The 20,930-nt window shown below is 67.4% G+C and carries 21 protein-coding genes; 5 read left to right on the forward strand and 16 right to left on the reverse strand.

Annotated features, from left to right (window positions below):
• Positions 1-207: 207 nt before the first annotated feature.
• Positions 208-465 (forward strand): CrpP-related protein, encoded by a 258-nt coding sequence (locus tag KYT87_RS29975; RefSeq protein WP_104144140.1) that lies wholly within the window; start codon positions 208-210, stop codon positions 463-465.
• Here the strand turns inward: KYT87_RS29975 and KYT87_RS20340 are convergent.
• Positions 418-642 carry a hypothetical protein gene (locus tag KYT87_RS20340; RefSeq protein ID WP_046804791.1) on the reverse strand — a complete coding sequence of 75 codons (225 nt, stop codon included), beginning with the start codon at positions 640-642 and terminating at the stop codon, positions 418-420. The two genes, KYT87_RS29975 and KYT87_RS20340, sit on opposite strands and share 48 nt — an antisense overlap.
• Before the next feature lie 93 nt (positions 643-735).
• Between KYT87_RS20340 and KYT87_RS20345 the strand changes: the two genes are divergently transcribed.
• The 4 genes from KYT87_RS20345 to KYT87_RS20365 all read left to right on the forward strand — a co-directional run bounded on the left by KYT87_RS20345 (position 736) and on the right by KYT87_RS20365 (position 4,438).
• Positions 736-1,104: a VOC family protein gene (locus KYT87_RS20345; RefSeq protein ID WP_046804895.1), complete on the forward strand. Its 369-nt coding sequence runs from the start codon at positions 736-738 to the stop codon at positions 1,102-1,104.
• A gap of 16 nt (positions 1,105-1,120) precedes the next feature.
• Positions 1,121-1,984 (forward strand): LysR family transcriptional regulator, encoded by an 864-nt coding sequence (locus tag KYT87_RS20350; protein ID WP_104144141.1) that lies wholly within the window; start codon positions 1,121-1,123, stop codon positions 1,982-1,984.
• Positions 1,985-2,159: 175 nt separating this feature from the next.
• Complete coding sequence (locus KYT87_RS29885) at positions 2,160-3,779, forward strand: YbfB/YjiJ family MFS transporter (RefSeq protein WP_370638722.1); 1,620 nt, start codon at positions 2,160-2,162, stop codon at positions 3,777-3,779.
• A 431-nt stretch (positions 3,780-4,210) separates the two neighbouring features.
• Positions 4,211-4,438, forward strand: coding sequence for a hypothetical protein (locus tag KYT87_RS20365; protein WP_104144142.1), 228 nt, complete (start codon positions 4,211-4,213; stop codon positions 4,436-4,438).
• A 113-nt stretch (positions 4,439-4,551) separates the two neighbouring features.
• On the opposite strand, the gene KYT87_RS20370 is transcribed toward KYT87_RS20365, so the two are convergent.
• From KYT87_RS20370 to KYT87_RS20440, 15 genes are all read right to left on the reverse strand, one after another.
• Positions 4,552-5,760, reverse strand: a complete 1,209-nt coding sequence (locus KYT87_RS20370; RefSeq protein WP_219990716.1) for a zinc-dependent alcohol dehydrogenase — start codon at positions 5,758-5,760, stop codon at positions 4,552-4,554.
• On the reverse strand, positions 5,760-5,987 hold the full coding sequence (locus tag KYT87_RS20375; protein ID WP_219990717.1) for a hypothetical protein: 228 nt from the start codon (positions 5,985-5,987) through the stop codon (positions 5,760-5,762). Before KYT87_RS20375 ends, KYT87_RS20370 begins: the two co-directional genes overlap by 1 nt.
• Before the next feature lie 69 nt (positions 5,988-6,056).
• The gene (locus KYT87_RS20380) at positions 6,057-7,112 is read right to left on the reverse strand and encodes a UDP-glucuronic acid decarboxylase family protein (RefSeq protein WP_219992741.1); all 1,056 of its coding nucleotides are present in this window, start codon (positions 7,110-7,112) and stop codon (positions 6,057-6,059) included.
• The gene (locus KYT87_RS20385; protein WP_046807147.1) at positions 7,112-8,080 is read right to left on the reverse strand and encodes a glycosyltransferase; all 969 of its coding nucleotides are present in this window, start codon (positions 8,078-8,080) and stop codon (positions 7,112-7,114) included. Before KYT87_RS20385 ends, KYT87_RS20380 begins: the two co-directional genes overlap by 1 nt.
• Positions 8,077-9,138 carry a glycosyltransferase family 9 protein gene (locus KYT87_RS20390; RefSeq protein WP_219990718.1) on the reverse strand — a complete coding sequence of 354 codons (1,062 nt, stop codon included), beginning with the start codon at positions 9,136-9,138 and terminating at the stop codon, positions 8,077-8,079. The genes KYT87_RS20385 and KYT87_RS20390 overlap by 4 nt, the downstream gene beginning before the upstream one ends.
• Positions 9,135-10,121 (reverse strand): glycosyltransferase family 2 protein, encoded by a 987-nt coding sequence (locus tag KYT87_RS20395; protein ID WP_219990719.1) that lies wholly within the window; start codon positions 10,119-10,121, stop codon positions 9,135-9,137. The genes KYT87_RS20390 and KYT87_RS20395 overlap by 4 nt, the downstream gene beginning before the upstream one ends.
• The gene (locus tag KYT87_RS20400) at positions 10,118-11,857 is read right to left on the reverse strand and encodes a carbamoyltransferase C-terminal domain-containing protein (protein ID WP_219990720.1); all 1,740 of its coding nucleotides are present in this window, start codon (positions 11,855-11,857) and stop codon (positions 10,118-10,120) included. The genes KYT87_RS20395 and KYT87_RS20400 overlap by 4 nt, the downstream gene beginning before the upstream one ends.
• Positions 11,838-12,962: a glycosyltransferase family 9 protein gene (locus KYT87_RS20405; RefSeq protein WP_219990721.1), complete on the reverse strand. Its 1,125-nt coding sequence runs from the start codon at positions 12,960-12,962 to the stop codon at positions 11,838-11,840. The genes KYT87_RS20400 and KYT87_RS20405 overlap by 20 nt, the downstream gene beginning before the upstream one ends.
• Before the next feature lie 2 nt (positions 12,963-12,964).
• A complete protein-coding gene (locus KYT87_RS20410) occupies positions 12,965-13,555 on the reverse strand; it encodes an HAD-IIIA family hydrolase (RefSeq protein ID WP_104144148.1) in 591 nt (196 codons plus the stop codon).
• The gene (locus KYT87_RS20415; protein ID WP_104144149.1) at positions 13,546-14,289 is read right to left on the reverse strand and encodes an SDR family oxidoreductase; all 744 of its coding nucleotides are present in this window, start codon (positions 14,287-14,289) and stop codon (positions 13,546-13,548) included. The genes KYT87_RS20410 and KYT87_RS20415 overlap by 10 nt, the downstream gene beginning before the upstream one ends.
• Positions 14,290-14,346: 57 nt before the next feature.
• On the reverse strand, positions 14,347-15,618 hold the full coding sequence (locus KYT87_RS20420; protein WP_219990722.1) for a glycosyltransferase family 1 protein: 1,272 nt from the start codon (positions 15,616-15,618) through the stop codon (positions 14,347-14,349).
• 159 nt (positions 15,619-15,777) lie between these two features.
• Positions 15,778-18,564, reverse strand: coding sequence for an ATP-binding cassette domain-containing protein (locus KYT87_RS20425; protein ID WP_219990723.1), 2,787 nt, complete (start codon positions 18,562-18,564; stop codon positions 15,778-15,780).
• A 114-nt stretch (positions 18,565-18,678) separates the two neighbouring features.
• Positions 18,679-19,152 (reverse strand): hypothetical protein, encoded by a 474-nt coding sequence (locus KYT87_RS20430; protein ID WP_219990724.1) that lies wholly within the window; start codon positions 19,150-19,152, stop codon positions 18,679-18,681.
• A 71-nt stretch (positions 19,153-19,223) separates the two neighbouring features.
• Positions 19,224-20,096 (reverse strand): glycosyltransferase family 2 protein, encoded by an 873-nt coding sequence (locus KYT87_RS20435; RefSeq protein ID WP_219990725.1) that lies wholly within the window; start codon positions 20,094-20,096, stop codon positions 19,224-19,226.
• Positions 20,093-20,815, reverse strand: coding sequence for a PIG-L deacetylase family protein (locus KYT87_RS20440; protein WP_219990726.1), 723 nt, complete (start codon positions 20,813-20,815; stop codon positions 20,093-20,095). The genes KYT87_RS20435 and KYT87_RS20440 overlap by 4 nt, the downstream gene beginning before the upstream one ends.
• Positions 20,816-20,930 lie beyond the last annotated feature (115 nt).

A 20,930-nucleotide genomic window follows, 5' to 3' on the forward strand; every position in this document is an offset into this window, starting at 1 on the left:
TGCTTGAACGACGCCCAAATCGTAGGCCTGCCCACACCACGGCAGTAGGCCTGCACCAGGGACCACGGTGTTGCCCGCGGGGCAACAATGCGCCTTGCCCCAGGAACAATCCAACTCCCCCCATCTGGTACCGCAACACTATTGCAAAGCTGCCCCGAACCGCACGATACTGGCGGTCCGTTCTTCATACTTTTGGAGGGTTCAGCAATGCATCGCGATGACATCCAGAAGCTCGGCGCGAACGCCGCCCGGCAGGGCTTGACCTTATGGGACTGCCCGTACTATCGCGCTGTTGAAATGCCCGGCCACACGGGCGAGTCGATCTCCCTGTGGCGTGAAAAGGTGCGCGCCTGGGAAGCCGGGTGGCGCATGCAGATGCGCAGCCGCCCGACGCCGGCGCGCGACCGCGCGCATCAGCTAGTCGCCATGGATCGAAGTGCGCCGGTAGTCCTCCGCACGGGCTAGGGTGCGATAGAACGAGGCGCCAATATTGATCAGCCTGTCGCACTCCTCCGGGCTCAGGCGCGGGCTGATCTGCACCAGACAGCTGGCGAATTCCGTCAGCACCTCGGCCCAGTCGTCAAAACGACGACACGGTGCAGTTTTTACGATCATCTTTGCAAGTAGTTCGTCCTGTAGCATGGGTTTCGCCTCTGTGTGGCCGACAAGAGCCGTGCGAAGCAAACGCCATACCCGGCGGCCATCGGCCGCCGCATTCAATTGATTAAGGCCAGCATGTTCGATCACATCGGATTCGGCGTCAGCGACATGGAACGCAGTCGCGCATTCTTCCTGCAAGCGCTGGCCCCCCTGGGGGTTGGCCTTGCCATGCAAGGGCCCGACAGCGTGGGCCTGGGCCGCGCGGGCAAGCCCTCAATGTGGCTGTACGGCACCCAGGCGGTGTCGCCGCCGCTGCACATCGCCATCACCGCCGCCAACCGCGCCGAGGTGGACGCGTTCTACCAGGCCGCCATGGCGGCAGGCGCCACCGACAATGGCGCCCCGGGCCTGCGCCCCCACTACCACCCCAATTACTACGCCGCCTTCGTGCGGGCGCCCGACGGCCACAACCTGGAAGCCGTGTGCCACCTGCCCCCGGCCTGAGCGCCGGGACGACACCATGAATTGGGACGATGCAAGAATATTTCTTGCGCTGCAACGCGAAGGAACGCTGCGCCGCGCGGCGCGTGTGGCGGGCGTGGACCAAGCCACGATAGGACGGCGGATCGGCGTGCTGGAACACAACCTGGGCGCCACCCTGTTTCTGCGCAGCTCAACCGGCTACACGCTGACGACGGCCGGCAGCGCGGTGCTGCACGCTGCCGAACGCATGGAGCAGTTCGCCAATGACCTGGTGCGACAGGCGCAGGGCACGGACGGGCGGCTGGAAGGCGAAGTGAAGGTGGCCACCACCGATTCGCTGGCGATGGAATTCGTTATTCCGGCCATCGCCGACTTGCACGCGCGCCACCCCGACGTGCGGGTGCGGCTGAGCGTAGCCACGCAGATGGCCAACCTGGCGCGGCGCGAGGCCGACATCGCCATCCGCAACATGAAGCCCGACAACCCGGACCTGATCGCGCGCCAGCTGGCGCTGTGGCCGGTGGGCCTGTATGCCTCGACGGGCTATCTGGAACGACACGGGGCGCCCACCGAGCATGGCGGCTTCAAGGGACACGATCTGGTGTATTACCAGCCCTACCTGGAAGGCGGACGGCCGCCGACCATCGTGGGCGAACCGGCGCAAGCGGGCCGCATCGTCGCTACGGCCAATTCCAGCCTGATGCTGCGCACGCTGATCGCTAGCGGCGTGGGCATCGGTGAATTGCCGGTGCCGATGGGCGAACGCGGGGGCCTGACACGGCTATGGTCCGACCGCGAGCGGGAAGGTGGCTTTGCCGTCTGGCTGGTCACCCACCAGGACCTGCGCCACACGGCACGCGTGCGCGCCTTCATCGATACGGTCGTGGCGCAGTTCGAATAGCGCGGTGCGCAAGGCGGCTGGGGGATCGATGCCGCGCCCTGCGCAACGCCTACAAACCGCTGCGTTTTTGCATCATTGCCATTGCAAATTGCTGCGTGATTCCAGCACCTGGCGTTCCTATACTTTTTGGCATATCGACCCGATTGGGTCGTGCTGAAAACGTAGAGGTCCCACCATGTCACGCCCATCCACCCCTGCCCTGCCAGGCTCCGCCGGCGCCCCCTGGCGCTACGTGCTGGCCGGGTTTGCCGCCAGTCTGGCCAGCATCGGGCTGGCCCGTTTTGCCTATGCGCCCCTGGTGCCCGCGCTGATCCAGGCGCATTGGTTTTCGTCGTCCAGCGTGGTGTTTCTAAGCGCCGCGAACCTGACCGGTTACCTGGTCGGCGCACTGATCGGACAGCCTTTGGCGCGGCGTTTTTCCAACACCCAGGTACTGCGCGCCATGATGGCGCTGGTGACGCTGGCGTTTCTGGCTTGTGCCTACCGCCAAGCGCTGGGCTGGTTCTTCGGCTGGCGCCTGATGTCGGGCATCGCGGGCGGCGCCATCATGGTGCTGGCCGCCGCCACCGTGCTGCCGCACGTGCCGCGCGAACGCCGGGGGCTGGCGGGCGGCGCGATATTCCTGGGTATCGGCGTGGGCATCGCGGGCTCGGGCACGGTTGTGCCGTGGCTGCTGGGCTTCGGCCTGCAAGCCGCATGGCTGGGGCTGGCCGCGATCTCGGCGGTGCTGACCTTGTTGACATGGAGCGCGTGGCCGGCTCATGGCGTGACCGCGCCCGTATCGCCGGCGGCACCGTCGCCGTCGGCGTTGGCCTCGGTCAGCGCCGGCGCCGGGACGAGCAGCGTTGGGACGAGGGGCGCTGGGACGACCGGCGTTGGAACGACCGGCGCGGGCACGTCCGGCAGGGGCACGTCCCGCGACTCATCCGCGCCCGCGTCAGCCCACGCGAACGCTTCCGACCCGCGTGCCGGAGTTGTGTTGTTGTTCGGCCAATACGGTCTGATGGCCGTAGCGCTGGTGGCGCCGATGGTGTTTCTGGTGGACTTTGTCCAACGCGGCCTGACCGGCGATCCGCACGCCGGTGCGTATTACTGGATTCTGTACGGGGTGGGCGCGATGATGGGGCCGCCGCTGTACGGCTGGCTGGGCGACAGGCTGGGTCCGCGCAGCGCTTTGCGCCTGGTGTTGGCGATGCAGGCCGTTGCCATGGCCGCGCTGACACTGGCGCACGGCGGCGGGTTGCTGGCGGCCGCTGCGTTCATGGTGGGCACCTTCCCCCCCGGCATCGTGCCGCTGGCGCTGGCGCGCATCCATGACCTGATCCCGCACGATCCGCTGGCGCAGAACCGCGCATGGAGCCGCGCCACCGTCAGCTTCGCCACCTTTCAGGCGGTGGCGGGATACGCCTACTCGGCCGTATTCAGCGCCACCGGAGGCCAACACCGGATGCTTTTCGCGGTGGGCGCGGTGGCTTTGGTAGTGGCATTGCTGGCCGAACTGCGCCCGATTGAACGCGCCCTTGGCCGCCGCCTGGGCGCGGCTTCCAATCAGGGGATCGCGGACAAGTCCTCGCCGGGATCGGGCGCGGGGGTGGCCGGGGCCGCCGGCGCCGTGCCAGCGGGCGGGGCTGCGGGGCCGCTGCTTTGCGGGGCCGGGGGCGGGCTTGCCGGAGGGCTTGCCGGAGGGCTTGCTGAAGGGTTTGCCGAAGGACGTTCCGATGGGCCTGCGGTCGACTTTTCGTGCCGGCTGGCGCATACGAAGGCCAGCTTGTTGCCCTCGGGGTCGCGGCAGTAGGCGGCGTAGAAGTCGGGCGCGTACCGGCTGCGCAAGCCGGGCGCGCCTTCGTCCACCGCGCCGTGCGCCAGCGCCGCGGTCCAGCACTGGCGCACCACGTCTTCGGACGGCGCCTCGAAACTGACCTGGCAGCCATTGCCCCAGGTGGCGGGCAAGCCGTTGAACGGGGGCGCGACCACAAACGTCGGCCAGCGCGCCGAGCCCACGCCCCAGATCACGCCTTCCGGCCCCGCGTTGTCGATGGCGTTGCGCCGCGCCAAACCCAGCGGCGCCAACACGGCGTCATAGAAGTCCACCAGCCGCGGCCAATCGCGCGCGCCGATTTGGATGTGAGTGAACATACCGTCTCCTTCAGGAATGGCAGTTGCTGAACCGGTGCCGACGCCGCGCATCCCGCAAGGCACGCAACCCGCACCCTGCCAGGAGGAACCATGACCGATTCCAAACCCGCGCCCGCCCCCAACCCGCCGCCCTCGCCGCACGTGGACCCCGCCGAAAAGGGCGCCACCGGCCAACCCGTGGCCGACGGGCCTCCGCAAGGCGAGGTCAATCGCGACCCGAATACCAATTCGGGCTATCCGGCGGGCGGCTCGCAGGCCGAGGAAGGCAAGGACGTCTACGGACGTCCGGTCGACCCGGCCCGGCCGAATCGAAAGTAAGGCCAAGGCGCCGGCCTGCGCGTCAGCTCAAGCCGGCGCCCTGCCCGAGCAGCAAGCACGGGGCCGACCCCACCTGCCCGTCCGGCCGCCAAAGCCGCACCCAGCCGCACCCATTACGCCGCCGGCTCCAGCTGAACCTTCAGCCAGCCGGGCTGGCGGGTGTCGAATGCCTTGAACGCATCCACCGCCTGCGTCAACGGCTCTTGTCGCGTCAGGATGGCCGCCGGGTCCACCGCGCCCGTGCGCACCAGCTCCATCAGCATCGGCACGTATTTGCGGTGATTGCAGTTGCCCATGCGCAAGGTCAGGTTCTTGTTCATGGCCTCGCCGATCGGAAACGTGCGGTCATTGGGCGGATATACGCCGATGATCGACAGCGTGCCGGCCTTGGCCAGTGCCTGCACCGCCCATTGCAACGCTTGCGACGGCGCGTTGCCCGGCCGCCAGTTCTCGCCGTCCGGCTTGGCATGGGGCGCACCCTTGCGCGCCTCTTCTTCCATTGACGCGTTGGTATCGGCGTTGCCCGCCGGGCCATCGTGCGCATGCACCGCATCCACGCCCACGGCATCGATGGCGCAGTCCACGCCAATGCCGCCCGTCAAGCCCTTAATGCACGCTACGGGGTCTTCCGCATTGAAATCGATGACCTCGGCGCCCTGGGCGCGCGCCATGGCCAACCGGTCGGGCACGGTGTCCACGGCAAAGATCCGGCCGGCGTGCATGAGCTTGGCCGACGCGATGGCAAACTGCCCCACCGGCCCGCAGCCGAACACCGCCACGGTGTGGCCGGGCTTGATGTCGGCCAGGTCGGCGCCGAAATATCCGGTGGGGAAAATGTCGGACAGCATCAGCGCCTGCTCGTCGCTGACGCCGTCCGGCACCTTGACCAGGTTGACGTTGGCAAACGGCACGCGCGCCAGTTCGGCCTGCAAGCCGTTGAACGGGCCGGTGGACTGCGGGCCGCCATAAAACGAGGTGCCGGCATCGCGCCCGTTGGGGTTGGCCACGTCGCACTGCGCGTAATAGCCGGCGCGGCAGTACGAGCAATAGCCGCAGGCGATGGTGGACGGAATCACCACTCGGTCGCCCACGTTCAGGTTGCGCACGCCGGGCCCCAGTTGCTCGACCACGCCCACGCCTTCATGGCCGAGGATGGTGCCGGGCTTCATGGATTCCATGGTGCCGCGAATAAAGTGCAGGTCGGTGCCGCAGATGGCGCTGGCGGTCAGGCGCACGATGGCGTCGTTGTCTTCCTGCAAGACGGGGTCGGGGACGGTGTCCAGACGGATGTCGCCGATGCCGTGAAATACAACAGCTTTCATTATTTGCTCCTTGAGGTGCCCGACCGGTTGTCTACCGGCGGCGCGTTCGGCGTGGAGTTGCCCGGGTCCCAGACGTCGTCGGGGTGCATCCCGGGCGGCACTTGTTGGCCGGCGCCGGTACGGTTGGGGTCCGCGGGGCGCCCCGCCAGCGTGCGTTCCGATTCCGGCACGGGCTTGCGGTCCGCCGCCTGCGGGTCGTCCTGATGGGAGTGTGGCTTGGTAGTCATCACGTGCTCCTTGGTGGGCGATGTGCGCGGCGACAGGATGGCGCCGCATGCGGGAGCACGCAGCAATCGCTATGCCCGGTCTGCGGGCGCGTAGCGGCGCACGCTGGCGCCAGGCACGGCATGTTCGGCGTGTTCGGCGTGCTGGACCGGCCCGTCCGCCGGACGCGTGCGCTTGGCCTCGGCCGCGAAGTACGCCACCGTGCGCGCGATGCCCTCGGCCGGGTCCACCCTGGGGCTCCACCCCAGCCGGGTACGCGCCAGCGTGATGTCGGGGCATCGATGCGTGGGATCGTCCACCGGCAATTCGCGGTGCACCAGCGGCACGCGCGAGCCGGTCAGCTTGCGCACCATGTCGGCCATTTCCAGCATCGTCAGTTCGGCCGGGTTGCCCAGGTTGACCGGCTGCGCGAGGTCTTCGGGGCTTTCCATCAGGCGGACCAGGCCGTCGATCAGGTCGTCCACATAACAGAACGAACGCGTCTGGGTGCCATCGCCGTAGACGGTCAGCGGCTGCCCCGCCAGCGCCTGCACGATGAAGTTCGACACAACGCGCCCATCATCCGGCGCCATGCGCGGCCCATAGGTATTGAAGATGCGCGCAATCTTCACCACCACGCCTTCGCGCCGGGCATATTCCATGAAAATCGTTTCCGCGCAGCGCTTGCCCTCGTCATAACAAGAGCGCGGCCCCACCGGGTTCACGTGCCCCCAGTAGCCTTCACCCTGCGGATGCTCCAGCGGGTCGCCATAGACCTCGCTGGTGGAGGCCTGCAACACCCGCGCGCCGACATCGCGCGCCAGTTCCAGCAGTTGCATCGCGCCCAGCACGCACGTGCGCAGCGTCTTGAGCGGGTCGGCCTGATAGTGCACGGGCGAGGCCGGGCACGCCAGGTTGTAGATGCGGTCCACGCGCACGCGCGGCAGCTTGTCGACCACGTCGTGGCGCATGACGGTAAAGCGCGGGTGCGCGGCCAGCGGCGACACGTTGCACGCCCGCCCCGTCTGGAAATTGTCGACGCATATCACTTCCCACCCGTCGTTCAACAGCCGCGAGCAAAGGTGCGAGCCCAGAAAGCCCGCCCCGCCCGCCACCAGCGCGCGGCCGCTACGTGGAATATCGTTCATCATGCTGCCTCCAGGATCGTGTCGAACACGTCTATCCAATCAGAAATAAAGCGGCCCATGCCAAAGCGTTCCAGCGCGGTCCGGCGCCCCGCCGCGCCCCAGGCCCGCGCCAGTTCGGGCTCGGCCACCAGTTGCCGCGCCACCGCCAGCAGCCGGTCAGGCCGCGTATCCACATAGCCGTTTTCACCGTTCTTGATCACGGTCGGCAGTTCGGTGGTGGCAAAGCCCACCACCGGCACGCCGCACAGCATGGCCTCTACCAAGGACAGGCCCAGGCTGGCATAGCGGATGGGGCTGAAAAAATAGCGATACCGCGCCATCACGGCGCCCACTTCCATATTGGGCACTTCGCCCAGCCCGCCCAATTCCTCCGAGCCCATGCCGATCAGGTCCATGGGCGTTTGCGCGCGCAGCTGGTCAAACAGGTCGCGGCCCAAGCGGCGGCCGCGGCGGCCCAGGTGGTTGATGACCACAATGCCTCGCGCGTTGCCGCCGTCATAGCTGACATCGGGCGGCGGCACGCCGTGCTCGACGATGCGCACCGGCATGCCGTCCGAGTCCCACATCGCGGCGTTGAACGGGGTCACGTGCACGACCAGGCCGCGCTCGTGCCGAAAGGGATGCATCGTATCGGTGGGATGCGGCTCGGGCGGGTTGTGTTCCAGGTAGACGCTGGGCAGCGCGCGTTGCGCCTCGTTCAGCCAGCGCGGCGCATCCGCCAGGTTCTGCCGCGACTGGTACAGCACGCAGTCGAACGCCATGCCGCGCAGGTTCTCGGCGGGCACCTGCACCACGTTCGCGGGCCACGGTATCTTGCGGCCCAGCGCGCCATAGCCCGACGGATTGCCCGGCAGGGAAGGCACCACAAAGTCATGCGGCACATGGCTTAGGGCATACAGATAATTGCCATGAACATGCCAGGTCAGAATGCGCAGGCGCCGACGCGGCGCCGCCACGGACTGCGTCATTGCACGGCCCCTTTGAGTTGATGTTGAACTTGCCCCAGTACGTCGGGCACCGTCACCGCCAAGGCGCACGGGTGCCCGATGGGGCATTCCTCGAACGCGCAGGGGCGGCACGCCATGTCGGCGGCCAGCACCACGTGGCGTGCGCTGTCGATGGGCGCCCAGCGCCGCTGGTCGCTGCCGCAGGCAATGACGACGCTCATCGCGCCCACGCCCGCCGCCACGTGCGACACGCCCGTGTCGTTGCACACCAGCAGACGGCACATCGTCAGCAGCGCCGCCAGGCTGCCCAGGTTGGTCTGCCCGCACAGGCTGGTCAGCGGCACGCCCGCCTGGTCTTGCAGCGACTGCACCAGCGGCATCTCGCTGTGCATGCCGGTCAAGGCCACCTGCCAACCCTGGCGCGACAGTTCGCCGGCCAGCGCCGCGTATCGCTCCAAGGGCCAACGCCGCGACGGCAGCCGCGCGCCGACGTGCATCAGGATCAGCTTGGCGGGGTCCAGCGCATGCTTGCGCATCAATGCCTCGGCATCGCGCTGATCGGTCTGCGACACCGGAAATTCCAGCGCATCGTCATCCGCTTGCAGCCCCAGGTATCGCAACAAGGCCAGATAGCGGCGCGGCTCGGGCAGGTCGTCCGGCCACAACATGCGGCAGCCGGGAATCTGCGCGGTCGGGTCCGCCACAAAGCCGCCCCAGCGCCCCGCGCCCAACTGCGCGACGATGGGATTGGACTGCGTGCCGCTGCCGTGCAACTGCAAGGCCACGTCGGCGTGCAACGCGCGCACGCGCCGGTAGAACGCTGGCAAATCGTCCGGACGTGGCTGCTGTTCGGGAAAGGCCGGTATGCCGGGAAATTCGATAAGCTCGTCCACATACGCGTGAAAGCGGTCAACGAACTCATGCGCGTTGGGCAGGCCCACCAGAACGATGCGCGTGTGCGGAAACGCACGCCGCAAGGCGCGCAAAGCGGGCACGGCGCACAGCATGTCGCCCAATTGCAAGGCGCGAAACACCACCAGCGTGGCGGGCGGGCGCAAGGGATCGAACAGCGGCGTCATGGTTCGCTCCTGGCAAACCGCAGCAGGCCCACCAGCCGCCACCAGATGGACAGCAGCGGGATGCAGGCCGACGTGATCGCCAAGTCGACCACGTTGCGCAAGCTGCGGCGCGTGCCGCGCAAGCGCCGCATGAAGAAATGCACGCTTAACGCCAGCCACGCGCCCGCCGCCGCGACGGCGGCAGTGAAATAGCCCAGCGCCGCCAACGCCACCGCGCCCACCGCCGCCGCCGTCACCCCCAGGTAAAAGCGTGGCGGGCGCGACCGGATGCGGCTGCGATACAGCAGGGGGTATTTCTTGCGCAACAGCATGTCGAACATCACTTTTTTCTGCATGCCCAGGCCCGCCGCGAACCGCACCGGGCGCATCGGATGCAGCACGCGTGCCAAGGGCGCGCGCTGCACCGAAAAGCCATGGTCCAGCAAGGCAAAATGCAAGTCTGAATCTTCGCGCCACGCCATGGTGTAGCGGGTGTCAAAGCCCCCTACCACTTGCAGCGCCGTGCGCCGCACGAAGCAATTGGCGGTGATGAATTCGGACCGCGTCAGGCCGGCCGCATCACGTTCGTAGTCGCTGGGCGGATCGGGCAGCGGCATTTCGGTCACGCCAGTCACCGCCGCCAGGTTGGGCCGCAGCGCCAGCACGCCATGCCCCAGCCAATCGGGTTGGGGGATGGTGTCGTCGTCGGTGAACGCAATGATTTCGCCGCGTGCGCTTTGCCAGCCCTGGTTGCGCGCGCCGGCCGGGCCGCGTGTGCCCACCACCGGCAGATAACGCAGTGCCGGCCGCCCGCCCCAGGCCGCCTGCAAGGCTTCGACCTGGCGACGCGTGCTGGCCAGCGCGGCGTCGTCGCACACCAGCACTTCGTACTGGTCGCGCGGAAAACGCTGGTTGCCCAGCGCCTCCAGGCAGCGCGCCAGCAGGTCGGGGCGCCGATACGTAGGCACCACCACCGACACCAGAATGGACGCGTCGTCGCTCATCGCGGTTTCTCGACCAGATACGAACCGATCACCAGCGCATCCAGTGGCGACGTCCAGAAGCATTCCACGGCGTCGCGGGGCGAGCACACCACCGGTTCCCCGCGCGTGTTGAACGATGTGTTCACCAACACGGGTACGCCCGTCAGCCGCTCAAAGGCCACCAGCAAATCGTAATAGCGCGGGTTCTGATCGTGCCTGACGGTTTGCACGCGCGCCGTGCCGTCAATGTGCCGCACGGCCGGAATCTGCTGCGCGCGATGCGGCAGCACGTCATAGACGAACAGCATGAATGGCGCGCAGATCGAGGGTGCGCCCCGGCCATCGAACCATTCCGCCGCCCGTTCTTCCAGCACCACGGGCGCCACGGGCCGGAAGTCCTCGCGGTCCTTCAAGCCATTCAAGCGCGCCTGCATGCCGCTATCCAGCGGCGAGGCCAGGATGGACCGCGCACCCAGGGCGCGCGGGCCGAATTCCATGCGCCCCTGGAACCAGCCCAGGATCTTTTCCTGGGCCAGCAAGGCGGCCGCCTCGCCCGCCACGTCGTCCAGCCGCCGGAACTCCAAGCGCGAGTTGTAGAGAAAACGTTCAATTTCCTCGTCGCCGTACGAAGGGCCCAGGTAGGCGTGTTCCATCGACCATTCGCGCTTGCAGCCGCGCCGGTGATAGTCCACGTACAGCGCCGCGCCCAGCGACGTGCCCGAGTCGCCCGCCGCCGGTTGCACCCAGACGGAATCGAACGGCCCGTCCTTGGCGATGCGCGCGTTCATCACGCAGTTAAGCGCCACGCCGCCCGCCATGCTCAGGTCCTTGGCGCCCGTCTTTTCATGCAGCCACTGCACCATGTGCAGCGCGGTCTCTTCCAACACGTATTGCAACGAGCTGGCGATGTCCTTGTGCTTCTCTTCAAAGGGCGCGCCGCGCCGGCGCGGCGGGCCGAAGCGTTCGGCCAGGCGAGCGGGCTGCAAGGAATAGCCGCCCTCTTCCTCCAGCCGCAGGATGTCGCGGAATTCGGCGCGGTACTTCGGCTTGCCGAACGAGGCCAGCGCCATCACCTTGTATTCATCGGAAGAATGCAGAAAGCCCAGATAGCGTGTGACGTCTTCGTACAGCAGGCCCAGCGAATGCGGCAGGTCGATCTGCTTGAGCCGCGCGTACTCGCCGCCTGAAAAATGGCCGTAGCTGGTGGTGGTCTTTTCGCCGCGCCCGTCCATCGTCAACACCGCCGATTCCTTGCACGGCGCGGCCAGGAACGCGCTGGCCTCGTGCGACAGGTGGTGGTCCAGGTACACCCAGCGGTCCAGGATATGTTCCAGCGTCAGGTCGTCAAAGCGCGGCGACTTCAAATGGTGTGGCGCCCCATCCAGCAACTGGCGCGGCGCGTTCACCAGATAGGACAAGAACAGCGGGTCCCACGGGGACTCGCCATTGGGCCCGAAGCCGGCGCGCGATGGCTCCAGCGGCAGCGCGATATCCAGCGGGCGGGGTTGGCCATCGGCCAGCAGCGCGGGGTCGTACGAATAGACGATGTGATCCACGTCGCGCAGCCGGATATCCGCCACCGACAGGCAGTAGTCGATGGCGTAGTACGGCAGTTGCCAGGTGGTGAAGGGCACCGGGCGCTTGCCGTGCTTGACCCGCGTGAAGCGCTCTTCCTCGGCCGCCGCAAGGACGATGCCGTCCCGCACGAGCGTGGCGGAGCAGTCGTGGTAGGCCGCGTTAATGCCTAGTGTGTACATGGGTGGTCTCCTTGGCCGCGCGAGGACCGAACAGGTCCACGCGAGTCTCGTTCAACAGTTCCCGCGCCGCCGTCGCCACCTGAGTGGGCGCAACGCCGGCAAGGCAAGCTTGGTGTCCTTCCGGGCACACGCTGCGATAGCAGTATTTGCACGGCACGTCGTGGTTCAGCACACGCGCGGGCGTCTGCCACGGCGTGTGTTGCGGATTGGTCAAGGCGTACAGGTCCACCACCGGCACGCCCAACGCGGCGGCAATGTGCGCCGGCCCGCTGTTGTTGCAGATCATCAGCGCCGACGCCTCAAGCGCCGCGCCCAGTTCGCCCAGCGTCAGGCCGTTGGACAAGTCGATCAGGCCGGGCAGCAGTTGCCGCGCCTCGGCCAGCGCCACGGCCAGCTCGGCATCCTCGTGCCCACCCAGCAGCAGGATGCGGCGGCCATCGCCGCGCAGCTCGACCAGCGCCTGCACCATCTGCCGGGCCGGATAGCGCCGTGACGACGCGGTGGCGCCCGCATGCGCGCAGATCCAGCCGCCCGTCTCGGTCACGCCCGCGCGGTGCAGTTTGGCCTGTAGCGAAAAACGGTCCGAATCGCTGACCCGGAACGACATGCGAGCGTTGTCGCAATGCGCCCCGACGCTGGCCACCAGGTCCAGCTGGCGCTGCACTTCGTGGCGGATGCCCGAGGCCGGTTCGGTTTCCCGCACCCAGTCGGAGATCAGCCGATACGGGTTTTCGCGGCAGTGCGCCAGCACACGCGGTACGCCGGCCAGGTGGCACAGCAGCGCGGCGGGCAGCGGGCTTTGGCTGTACGCGGTGAAGATCACGGCGGCATCGGGCCGCAGCGCCCGCACACGCGCGATGGCGTCCAGGTCCTGGTCGCGGCCGTGCGAATCGTTCTTGACCCACGCCGGGTCGTACGCCAGCGCGGTGTCCACCTCCGGGATATAGGCCGCGACGCGTGCACCGGAATGGGACGTCAGCAAGGACAGGCGCCGTGCACCCGCCTGGCGCAGCGCGCGAAACGCGGGCGTGCACATCACCACGTCGCCCATGTTGTCCAGGCGTATGCACAGCACGTGCGCGCATTCGTGCCAGTTCCAGGCCATGGTCACCCCCTGCCCGGCGCCAGCGGCACCGGCGGGTTCGACAGCACGATCTGCGCGGCGGCGTCCAGGTCGGGCGCGCGGCAGTGCGGCAGCCGGTGGGGGCCCTCGCGCCATTCGGTTTCGTTGCCGACGTCCAGCAAGATGGTGCGGCAGCCGGCCAGGTTGCCCGCTTCGATGTCGTCCAGGATGTCGCCGATGAACCAGGACGCGCGCAGGTCCAGGCCCAGCTCGTCGGCCGCGCGCAGCAGCAGGCCCGGCTTGGGCTTGCGGCAATCGCACTCGATGTCGTAGCCCTGAACCACGCCGTCGGGATGGTGCGGGCACCAATAGAAGCCTTCCAGGTGGGCGCCGGCCGCCATGAACATCGACGCCAGCTTCACGTGCACGGCATCCAGGGCGCTGGCCGCGAACATGCCGCGCGCCACGCCCGACTGGTTGCTGATGACCACCAGCGGCAGGTCCGAGGCGGCCAAGCGCGACAGGCCCGCCAGCGCCATGGGCGCGTAGGCCATGCGCGCGGGGTCCACGTTGTAGGGTTCGTCCGCCAACACCGTGCCGTCCTTGTCCAGAAAGACCGCCGGCCTCAAGGCCATGACGTTTCCTTCATCGGCAGCACCATGATTTCAGGCACCACCGTTTCTTCCGGCTGCGTCAACACGAAGCGCACGGCGCGCGCCACATTGGCGGGGTCTTGCAGCGTGTTGGTATCGATGTCCGGAAAGCGGTCAAGCAGGAACGGGGTGCGCATGCCGCCCGCAATCACCGCGCTGACCTTGATGCCCGCGCCGCGCAGTTCGGCGTGCAAGGCATGCGACAAGCCCATCAAGCCCCACTTGCTGGCGTGATAGGCGCTGGCGTTGGGCCAGGCGCGGCGCGCGGCGGTGGAGGCCACGTTGACGATGTGGCCGCCCGGGCTGAGCCGGTCCTTGCCCAGCTTGGCCATCAGGAAGGGCCCCGTCAGGTTGGTGCGCAGGACGCGTTCCCACACGTCGGGGTCCAGGTCATCGATGGGCGCGGTCACGTCCACGCCCGCGCTATTGACAATGGCATCCAGCTTGCCGAACTGGCGCACCACCGCGTCCAGCCCTTCGCGCACGTCGGCCACCACACCCACGTCCATGATGCAGGCCATGACGTTGGCGCCCTGTTCCGACAGCCGGCGAGCCAGCGCGGTGGCGCGCTGTTCATCGACGTCGGTCACCGCAACGCTGGCGCCTTCCGCCGCCAACATTTCGCACAGCGCCGCGCCCAGGCCGCTGCCTCCGCCGGTCACCAGCACGCAGCGCCCTTTCAGGCTTTCAAAGTGGTTGTTCGCAAGGTCGGTCATCGTGTACTCCGTGATTGGTCCGGACCCGGTCCGGGGTTATTCAAGGGCTATGTCGGATCAAGCCGCAATGCGCGTGGCGTGGCGATCCGCGTGGACGGCGCCGGCCACCATGTGCCCGTAGACGGACATCAGGTCCTGGCCTACCCGCTTCCAGGTATAGAGACGGCGCGCGCGCATCCGGCCGGCCTCGCCCATGCGGGCGCGCAATTGCGGATCGGCGGCCAGCTCGGCCAGGCGCTGCGCCAGCGCGTCCGGATCGCGGGGCGGCACCAGGAAACCCGTCTTGCCATGCACCACCGTGCTGCGAATGCCGCCGGTGTCAGAGCCGACCACGGGTTTGCCGCAGGCCATGGCTTCGACCGGCGTAATGCCAAAGGGCTCGTACCACGGCGTGGTCACGAACACGTCGCTGGCGCTGTAATAGGTGGCCAATTGATCGCGGTGACGGCGGCCAGTGAACTTCACCCATTGCGCTACGCCTTCTTCGTCGGCAATGCGGCGCAGGCGGCCGATCTCGGGCGTCGAGGCCTCGTCGGCGCTATCGCTGTTGCCGCCCACGATGCACAGCCGCGCGTTCACGCCATGCTGGTGGCGCAGGCGCCCCAGGGCACGGATGACGTTGTCAACGCCCTTGCGCGGCACCATCCGGCCCAGCTGCAACAGCGTGAATGCGGAATCGTCCCAGCCCAGCGCCGCGCGGGATGCGGCGGCGGGACGCGGCGCCATCTCGGCGGCGTCGTAACCACAAGGCACGATCTCGATGCGACGGGGGTCGGCGCCATACAGTTCGATCAGGTCGGCCCGGTCTTGCGGGCACTCGGCCACGATACGGTCGGCGCGGCGCGTGATTTCGTCTTCGATATCAAAGCGCACGTCGGGAAACAGGTCGGCCTCTTGCTGGTGGCGGCGGCGCACCTTGCCCAGCGCGTGGAAGGTCACCGCCAGCGGAATGCCGAAGTGCTGGGCCACGGGCAGCGCGGCCATCGCGGACATGAAAAAGTTGGCGTGGATGACGTCATAGCCGCGCCCCTGCCGGCCGAAATAGCGCAGCAGGAAGGCCGAGAACTCATCCATGTACGGCAGCATTTTTTCTTTGGGCAGGTAGCTGTCGGGGCCTGCCGGCACATGCACGACACGCACGCCGCGCATCATGGTCTGCTCGGCCTCCAACGCGGGGTTGTCCTTGCGGGTGAACACATCCACCTGCATGCCGGCGCGCGCAAGTTCGCGCGCCACATTCGCCACATAAACGTTCTGGCCGCCGCTGTCCACGCTGCCTGCAATTGCAAGCGGCGAGGCATGCTCACTGATGATGGCAATTCTTTTCATGGTCCGACTCCGTTGATCGTGCCTGTTTCCAAACCAACGATGAGCAAGTGGTGTGCCAAAGTGCACGCCACCACGGCGATGCAACGTGTCGATATTCAGGGGTCGGGTTTTGGACACGGCACTTCTTACACGCACGGTAAGAAGTGCCGTATCGCACGCTCAGGCCTCGGTGCCCTCTGCGCCTTTGTCGGCGCTTTTTTCTGCGCTTTTTTCTGCGGTTTTGTCAGTGCCTTTCTCAGCCCGTTTGCCACCGGCGGGCGGCAGCATTGCGCCCACGGTCGCCAGCAATTCGTTAGGGTCCACCGGCTTGGCCAGATGCACCTGAAAGCCCGCCAGCAAGCTGCGCAAGCGGTACTCGGGGCTGACGTGGCCCGACAGCGCGATGGCCGGCAGCCGATGCGCCAGCGACGCGCCGCGCCGCGCTTCCATGTCGCGAATGCGGCCCACGACCTCGTAGCCGTCCATGTCTCCCAGCGACAGGTCGCAGATCAGCACGCGCGGCCAGTGGTCGGGCGGCAGGTCGGCGAACGCCTTCAACACTTCCTGGCCCGTCGTGCATTGCGAAACGTCGGCGCCGTTGGACCGCAGGATCTCTGCCACCATGTCGCCCGCTTCCGGCTGGTCATCCACCACCATCACCGTGGCGCCTTGCAGGTCGGGCAGGCCGACGTCGGCGCGCAACGCGGTCGCCTCTACCGCGCGCACCGGAAAATCAGCGCAATAAGTCAGCCCGCCGGCCGGCCCCGTGGTGCTGTGGAACGCACCGCCCTGGCGCTGCACTTGCGCCGCCAATTGCGCCGGATCCAACGCAGCGGCGGCGCGCAGCGGCTCGGGCATGTTCAGCGAAATGTCAGCGGGCACGGCCTGCGGCTCATCCGGCTGCGCCGCCGCCGTCCGGCCGTCCGTGACGGCAAGCCGCGTCATCTGCCCTTCGCGTTGCAGGCGTATCTCGATGCGGCCGCCCATCGGCGTAACGGCAATGGCGTGCAGGCACATGTCCCACACCAGCTGCTGCAACGAACTGGGATCGCCGGTGATGCGCGCGGCCTCGTTGCCAATGGTCGTGTACACGTTCACGCCCTTGTCCTGCGCCAGTTCGCGCGCGGCGTCCAGCACGCCCGCCACCACGGCCACCAGGTTCACGGGCTGGCGCGTTTCGCGGCCCATGGCTTCTTCCAGAGCGGACTGCTGGCGTTGCAGCGCCCACATCTGCGCGTACATGCCCTGCCGCTTGAGCAGGTCTTCATGACGGCCCTGCTCGATCACACGGCCCCGGTCCAGCACCAGAATGTTATGGGCGTGAACAATCGTGGAAAGGCGGTGCGCGATGATCAGCGTGGTGCGCCCGCGCGAGATGCGCTCCAGCTCGCCCTGAATGGCGCGTTCGGTGCGTGTATCCAACGCGGATGTGGCTTCGTCGAACACCACGATGGACGGGTTTTTCAAGATGGCGCGCGCAATGGCGATGCGCTGCCGTTCGCCACCGGACAGCATCACGCCACGCTCGCCCACCGGCGTCTCGTAGCCGTCGGGCAGGCTTTCGATAAAGTCATGCACCCGCGCGCCCCGCGCCGCTTGCACGACCTGGTCGCGCGTGGCCTCGGGCCGGCTGTAGGCGATGTTGTACGCAATGGTCTCGTTGAACAGCAGCGTGTCTTGCGGCACGATGCCCAGCGCACGGCGCAGGGTTCGCACGTTGACCGTGCGCAGGTCCTGCCCGTTGATCAGGACGCGCCCGGCATCCGGGTCGTAAAAGCGGAACAGCAGGCGGGCCAGCGTGGATTTGCCCGATCCGCTGCCGCCCACCACCGCCAGCGTGGTGCCGGCGGGCACGGTGAAATCGATGTCCCACAAGATCTGCCGGCCGGGGTCGTAGCCAAAGCTCACGCCCTCGAAACGTATTTCGCCCGCGCCCGGGTCCAGCGCGGGCAGGTTGGGGTCATCGCCCGTTTCAGGCGGATGCCGCAGCAGATCGCACACGCGTTCGGCGTTCACAAACGCTTCCTTGGCCTGCCGGAATATCAGGCCCAGCGTATTGAGCGGCAGGCATATCTGGATGATGTAGGCGTTGACCAGCACCAGGTCGCCCACCGTCATCTGCGCGGTGACCACCTGCTGCCCGGCCAGCAGCATCACCGCCGCCACGCCGCAGGCGATGATGCCCGACTGCCCCACATGCAGCCGCGACAACGACCGCTGGTTGCGGATGCCCACCTCGGTCCATTCGTTCAGGATGCGGCTCAGGCGCGATGATTCCAGCGCCTCGTTCGCGTTGAGTTTCACTGCCTCGTAATTCAGCAAACTGTCAACCATCTGGCCGCTCGCCCGGGAATCCAGCTCGTTCAATCGGCGTTGATATCTAACGCGCTTTCTGACCAGTACCGTGGTGTAGGAAAAATAGGCAACGAAGGTCACCGTGACAATCAGCGCGAACCAGGCGCTATAGCCCATTACCAGGATCAGCACCACGGAAACGATTTCGACCAAGGTGGGCAGCAGGGTGAACAAGCCCGTGCCCAGCAGGAAACCCAGGCCGGCCGTGCCGCGTTCGACATCGCGCGCCAGGCCGCCGGTATTGCGGGCGCCGTGAAAGCGCGCGCCCAGCTGTTGCAGCTGCCCGAACACTCGCACCGTGAAGTCGGCGACGGTGCGCTGGGCCACCTTGACGAAGACCACATCCCGCAGCTCGGTGAACACGCTGCCGCCAAAGCGGATCAAGGCATAGGCCAACAACAGGAACACGGGCAGCATCAGCGGGCCTGGCGCGCTGAAGGTGTCAACGATCGTTTTCAGAACGACCGGCACCAGCACCATCAACAGCTTGGCAGCCACCAGCAATGCCACCGCCGCGCCGGTGCGACGTCGATACTTCCACAGCGCCGCCCAGATGGTGCGGTTGACTTCCTTGCGAGCGAAATCATTCGCGCTGGCGTCTGCTTCTTTCATGGGACCGGCCCTCAAAACGATGAGCGCCGGGGCCAGCAAATGCCGTTCCGCGCGTACCGGTTCCGGGTGAAAGGGGGTGCGGAAAAATCAGGCCGCGCGGACTTGGGCGCTGGCTCAGGCGCTGGCTTGGGCGTCCACCTGGGCGTGCACGCAGGCTTTGAACAGATGCGCGATGGCGCCGGACAGTGCTTCGTCAAACCAGGGGTTGGCGCCGCTGACCGCCACCACCACGCCATCGACCACCGCGCTGCCCCAGACCAGCACGTCGCCCTGGGCAACCAGATGCGGTTGCAGCGCCAGCACCTCGTGGCTGGGCCGGCCGGTGCGCCAGCTCAAGCGCGCCTTCGCGCGCGCATAGGCGCCATAGTCGGCGTCCCACCTGGACGTGTCGCCGATGCTTTTTTCGTACAGGATGGCCGATTCAAAATCGCCGTCGGCGGGCCGCGCCTGGGGGTCCATGATCACCACGTGCAAGAAGCCGCTCTCGCCTACGCGCCGATCGGCGCGGGCCGCCTCCAGCATCGGCATGGCCAGCTGTACGGCTTGTTCTGCCGCCTCGCGGTGGCGGGTCTGGGGCAAGGTGTTCATGTGGATCCTCCTGTTGACGGCGTCCACGGCGGACGCGGTGGGTTGCAATGGGAATGATGAACCGCCCCGCGTCACCCTGCGGCTTCCGTCTGCCAGACGGTGTTGAGCTTTTCGCAGGTGGCTGGGTCGAGGCGGCGACGGTGCTCGCGGATCAACTCCCACCCGGCCAGCGCGTCGCGGCAGGCGCGCAGGCGCTCGGGCCAGCCGGGCAGATCACGCAGCACGGCCAGGCTGCGCCGGGCCGCCATGCCCGCCGGCAGCCGCAGCCACGCGGTCCACAAGGCGTTGCGCGCCAGCATCCGGCGACGCAACGGCGCATCGCGCGACTTGGACGGCCAGTGGTAGGTTTCCAGGTCGGGCGCGTAAACGATGCGGCCCCCGTCAGCCATGATGTCCAGGCTTAACAAGGTTTCTTCGCCGCCGATGAAAAACGGTTCCCAGTAGCCGCCTGCGTCCATGAACGAGCGGGTGCGCATCACGTTCGCCCCCGCCATGAAGCCGACCAGCTCGGGGCCGATGCCGGCCAACGCCGGCAAGGGACTTTGCGCCATGGCCGCGCAAGCGGGGTCCAGCCGCGCGTCCGCGCCGACCAGGATGCGGGCGTTCAGCACGGCAATCTCGGCATGCGCGTCCAGCAGGTCGGCCGCGCGTTCCAGCGCCCCGGGCGCCCAGCAGGTGTCGTCATCGCAGAAAGCGACGTAGGGCGCGGTGACTTGGGCCACGCCGTGATTGCGCCCCGCCGCGCCCAGGTTCTTGCCCACGCGCACCAGCAGCACCGCCGGAAATTCCTGCTGTAAATGATCGGCCGTCCCGTCGGTGGACCCGTTGTCCACCACGATGACGGGGTAGCCCCGGCAAAACGCATCCAGCCGTTCAAGCGTGCGCCGCAGTTCGCGCCAGCGGTTGTGGGTCAGCACCACAATGGATACGCGCTCTTCGCTCACGGGCAGTCCCCTTTGCTGGACAGGCGCCAATAGCGTTCGGGCCGGGACAGGTCTTCGGGCAGGCCGTTGAACCCCTGGATCTGACTGGCGTAGGCGGCAATGGCGTCTGCCTTGTCGGCGGGATCGCCCGCGAAACTGGCTGGCGTCAGCATCAGCCCGCGTGCGTGCAACTGGACCAGCCGCTGCTGCACGGCGCCGGGCTGGGCGCGATACGGCGCGTCTTCATACAGGAACCATGACATGCCGGGCCAGGTTTCCCAGGTCAGCAGCGCCGCGTCGCTGACCCGGATGTGATCGCCATGGAACAGGCCCAGCGGTATCGCCACCGCGTCCGGCGCCAGCTCGTGCACCGTGCTGAGCAGCGCCTCGGTCAGCCGGGGCATGCCCGCATCCGGGCAGTCGATATATTGGCAATCCAGCAGGTCCAGCGAACGGCCCTCGCAACCCAGCATGCCCAGGGCGCGGCGGTTTTCTTCATGGCGTGCGCGCAGCGATTCGCCGGCGCTGGCGAATCCGCAGGCGCGGTCCCAGTCCGTCAGCACGCCCGGGTCTGGCGGCACGCCGGTGAATACGGTGACGACCGTGCTGCCCGGACACCGGGCAAGCAGGCTCCCGCAGCTGAATACCGCGTCGTCCAGGTGCGGAGAAATGACGACCAGCGACCCGGCGCATCGGCCGAGGTCGCGCGCCGCTGGGGTGCAAGAGAAAGCGTCTGGCATGAGGGGTGTCTGACCGGAATGGAATCTGCCCGCCATGCAGCAAGTCACGTACCCGACACAGGCCCCCCGACTGCCTTGTCCGGCTGTATCATCCCAGGCAACGCAGCCCATCGCG

It is taken from the genome of Achromobacter sp. ES-001, from assembly GCF_019448355.1.
GTDB lineage: Bacteria > Pseudomonadota > Gammaproteobacteria > Burkholderiales > Burkholderiaceae_B > Achromobacter > Achromobacter spanius_B.

Bases quoted from the DNA above. Each gene is read 5' to 3' on its own strand.
- KYT87_RS20380 (WP_219992741.1), bottom strand. From the start codon at position 7,112: ATGAACGATATTCCACGTAGCGGCCGCGCGCTGGTGGCGGGCGGGGCG.
- KYT87_RS20385 (WP_046807147.1), bottom strand. From the start codon at position 8,080: ATGACGCAGTCCGTGGCGGCGCCGCGTCGGCGCCTGCGCATTCTGACC.
- KYT87_RS29975 (WP_104144140.1), top strand. From the start codon at position 208: ATGCATCGCGATGACATCCAGAAGCTCGGCGCGAACGCCGCCCGGCAG.
- KYT87_RS20345 (WP_046804895.1), top strand. From the start codon at position 736: ATGTTCGATCACATCGGATTCGGCGTCAGCGACATGGAACGCAGTCGC.
- KYT87_RS20375 (WP_219990717.1), bottom strand. From the start codon at position 5,987: ATGACTACCAAGCCACACTCCCATCAGGACGACCCGCAGGCGGCGGAC.
- KYT87_RS20410 (WP_104144148.1), bottom strand. From the start codon at position 13,555: ATGGCCTTGAGGCCGGCGGTCTTTCTGGACAAGGACGGCACGGTGTTG.
- KYT87_RS29885 (WP_370638722.1), top strand. From the start codon at position 2,160: ATGTCACGCCCATCCACCCCTGCCCTGCCAGGCTCCGCCGGCGCCCCC.
- KYT87_RS20390 (WP_219990718.1), bottom strand. From the start codon at position 9,138: ATGACGCCGCTGTTCGATCCCTTGCGCCCGCCCGCCACGCTGGTGGTG.
- KYT87_RS20405 (WP_219990721.1), bottom strand. From the start codon at position 12,962: ATGGCCTGGAACTGGCACGAATGCGCGCACGTGCTGTGCATACGCCTG.
- KYT87_RS20370 (WP_219990716.1), bottom strand. From the start codon at position 5,760: ATGAAAGCTGTTGTATTTCACGGCATCGGCGACATCCGTCTGGACACC.
- KYT87_RS20350 (WP_104144141.1), top strand. From the start codon at position 1,121: ATGAATTGGGACGATGCAAGAATATTTCTTGCGCTGCAACGCGAAGGA.
- KYT87_RS20395 (WP_219990719.1), bottom strand. From the start codon at position 10,121: ATGAGCGACGACGCGTCCATTCTGGTGTCGGTGGTGGTGCCTACGTAT.
- KYT87_RS20420 (WP_219990722.1), bottom strand. From the start codon at position 15,618: ATGAAAAGAATTGCCATCATCAGTGAGCATGCCTCGCCGCTTGCAATT.
- KYT87_RS20340 (WP_046804791.1), bottom strand. From the start codon at position 642: ATGCTACAGGACGAACTACTTGCAAAGATGATCGTAAAAACTGCACCG.
- KYT87_RS20425 (WP_219990723.1), bottom strand. From the start codon at position 18,564: ATGAAAGAAGCAGACGCCAGCGCGAATGATTTCGCTCGCAAGGAAGTC.
- KYT87_RS20430 (WP_219990724.1), bottom strand. From the start codon at position 19,152: ATGAACACCTTGCCCCAGACCCGCCACCGCGAGGCGGCAGAACAAGCC.
- KYT87_RS20400 (WP_219990720.1), bottom strand. From the start codon at position 11,857: ATGTACACACTAGGCATTAACGCGGCCTACCACGACTGCTCCGCCACG.
- KYT87_RS20440 (WP_219990726.1), bottom strand. From the start codon at position 20,815: ATGCCAGACGCTTTCTCTTGCACCCCAGCGGCGCGCGACCTCGGCCGA.
- KYT87_RS20365 (WP_104144142.1), top strand. From the start codon at position 4,211: ATGACCGATTCCAAACCCGCGCCCGCCCCCAACCCGCCGCCCTCGCCG.
- KYT87_RS20415 (WP_104144149.1), bottom strand. From the start codon at position 14,289: ATGACCGACCTTGCGAACAACCACTTTGAAAGCCTGAAAGGGCGCTGC.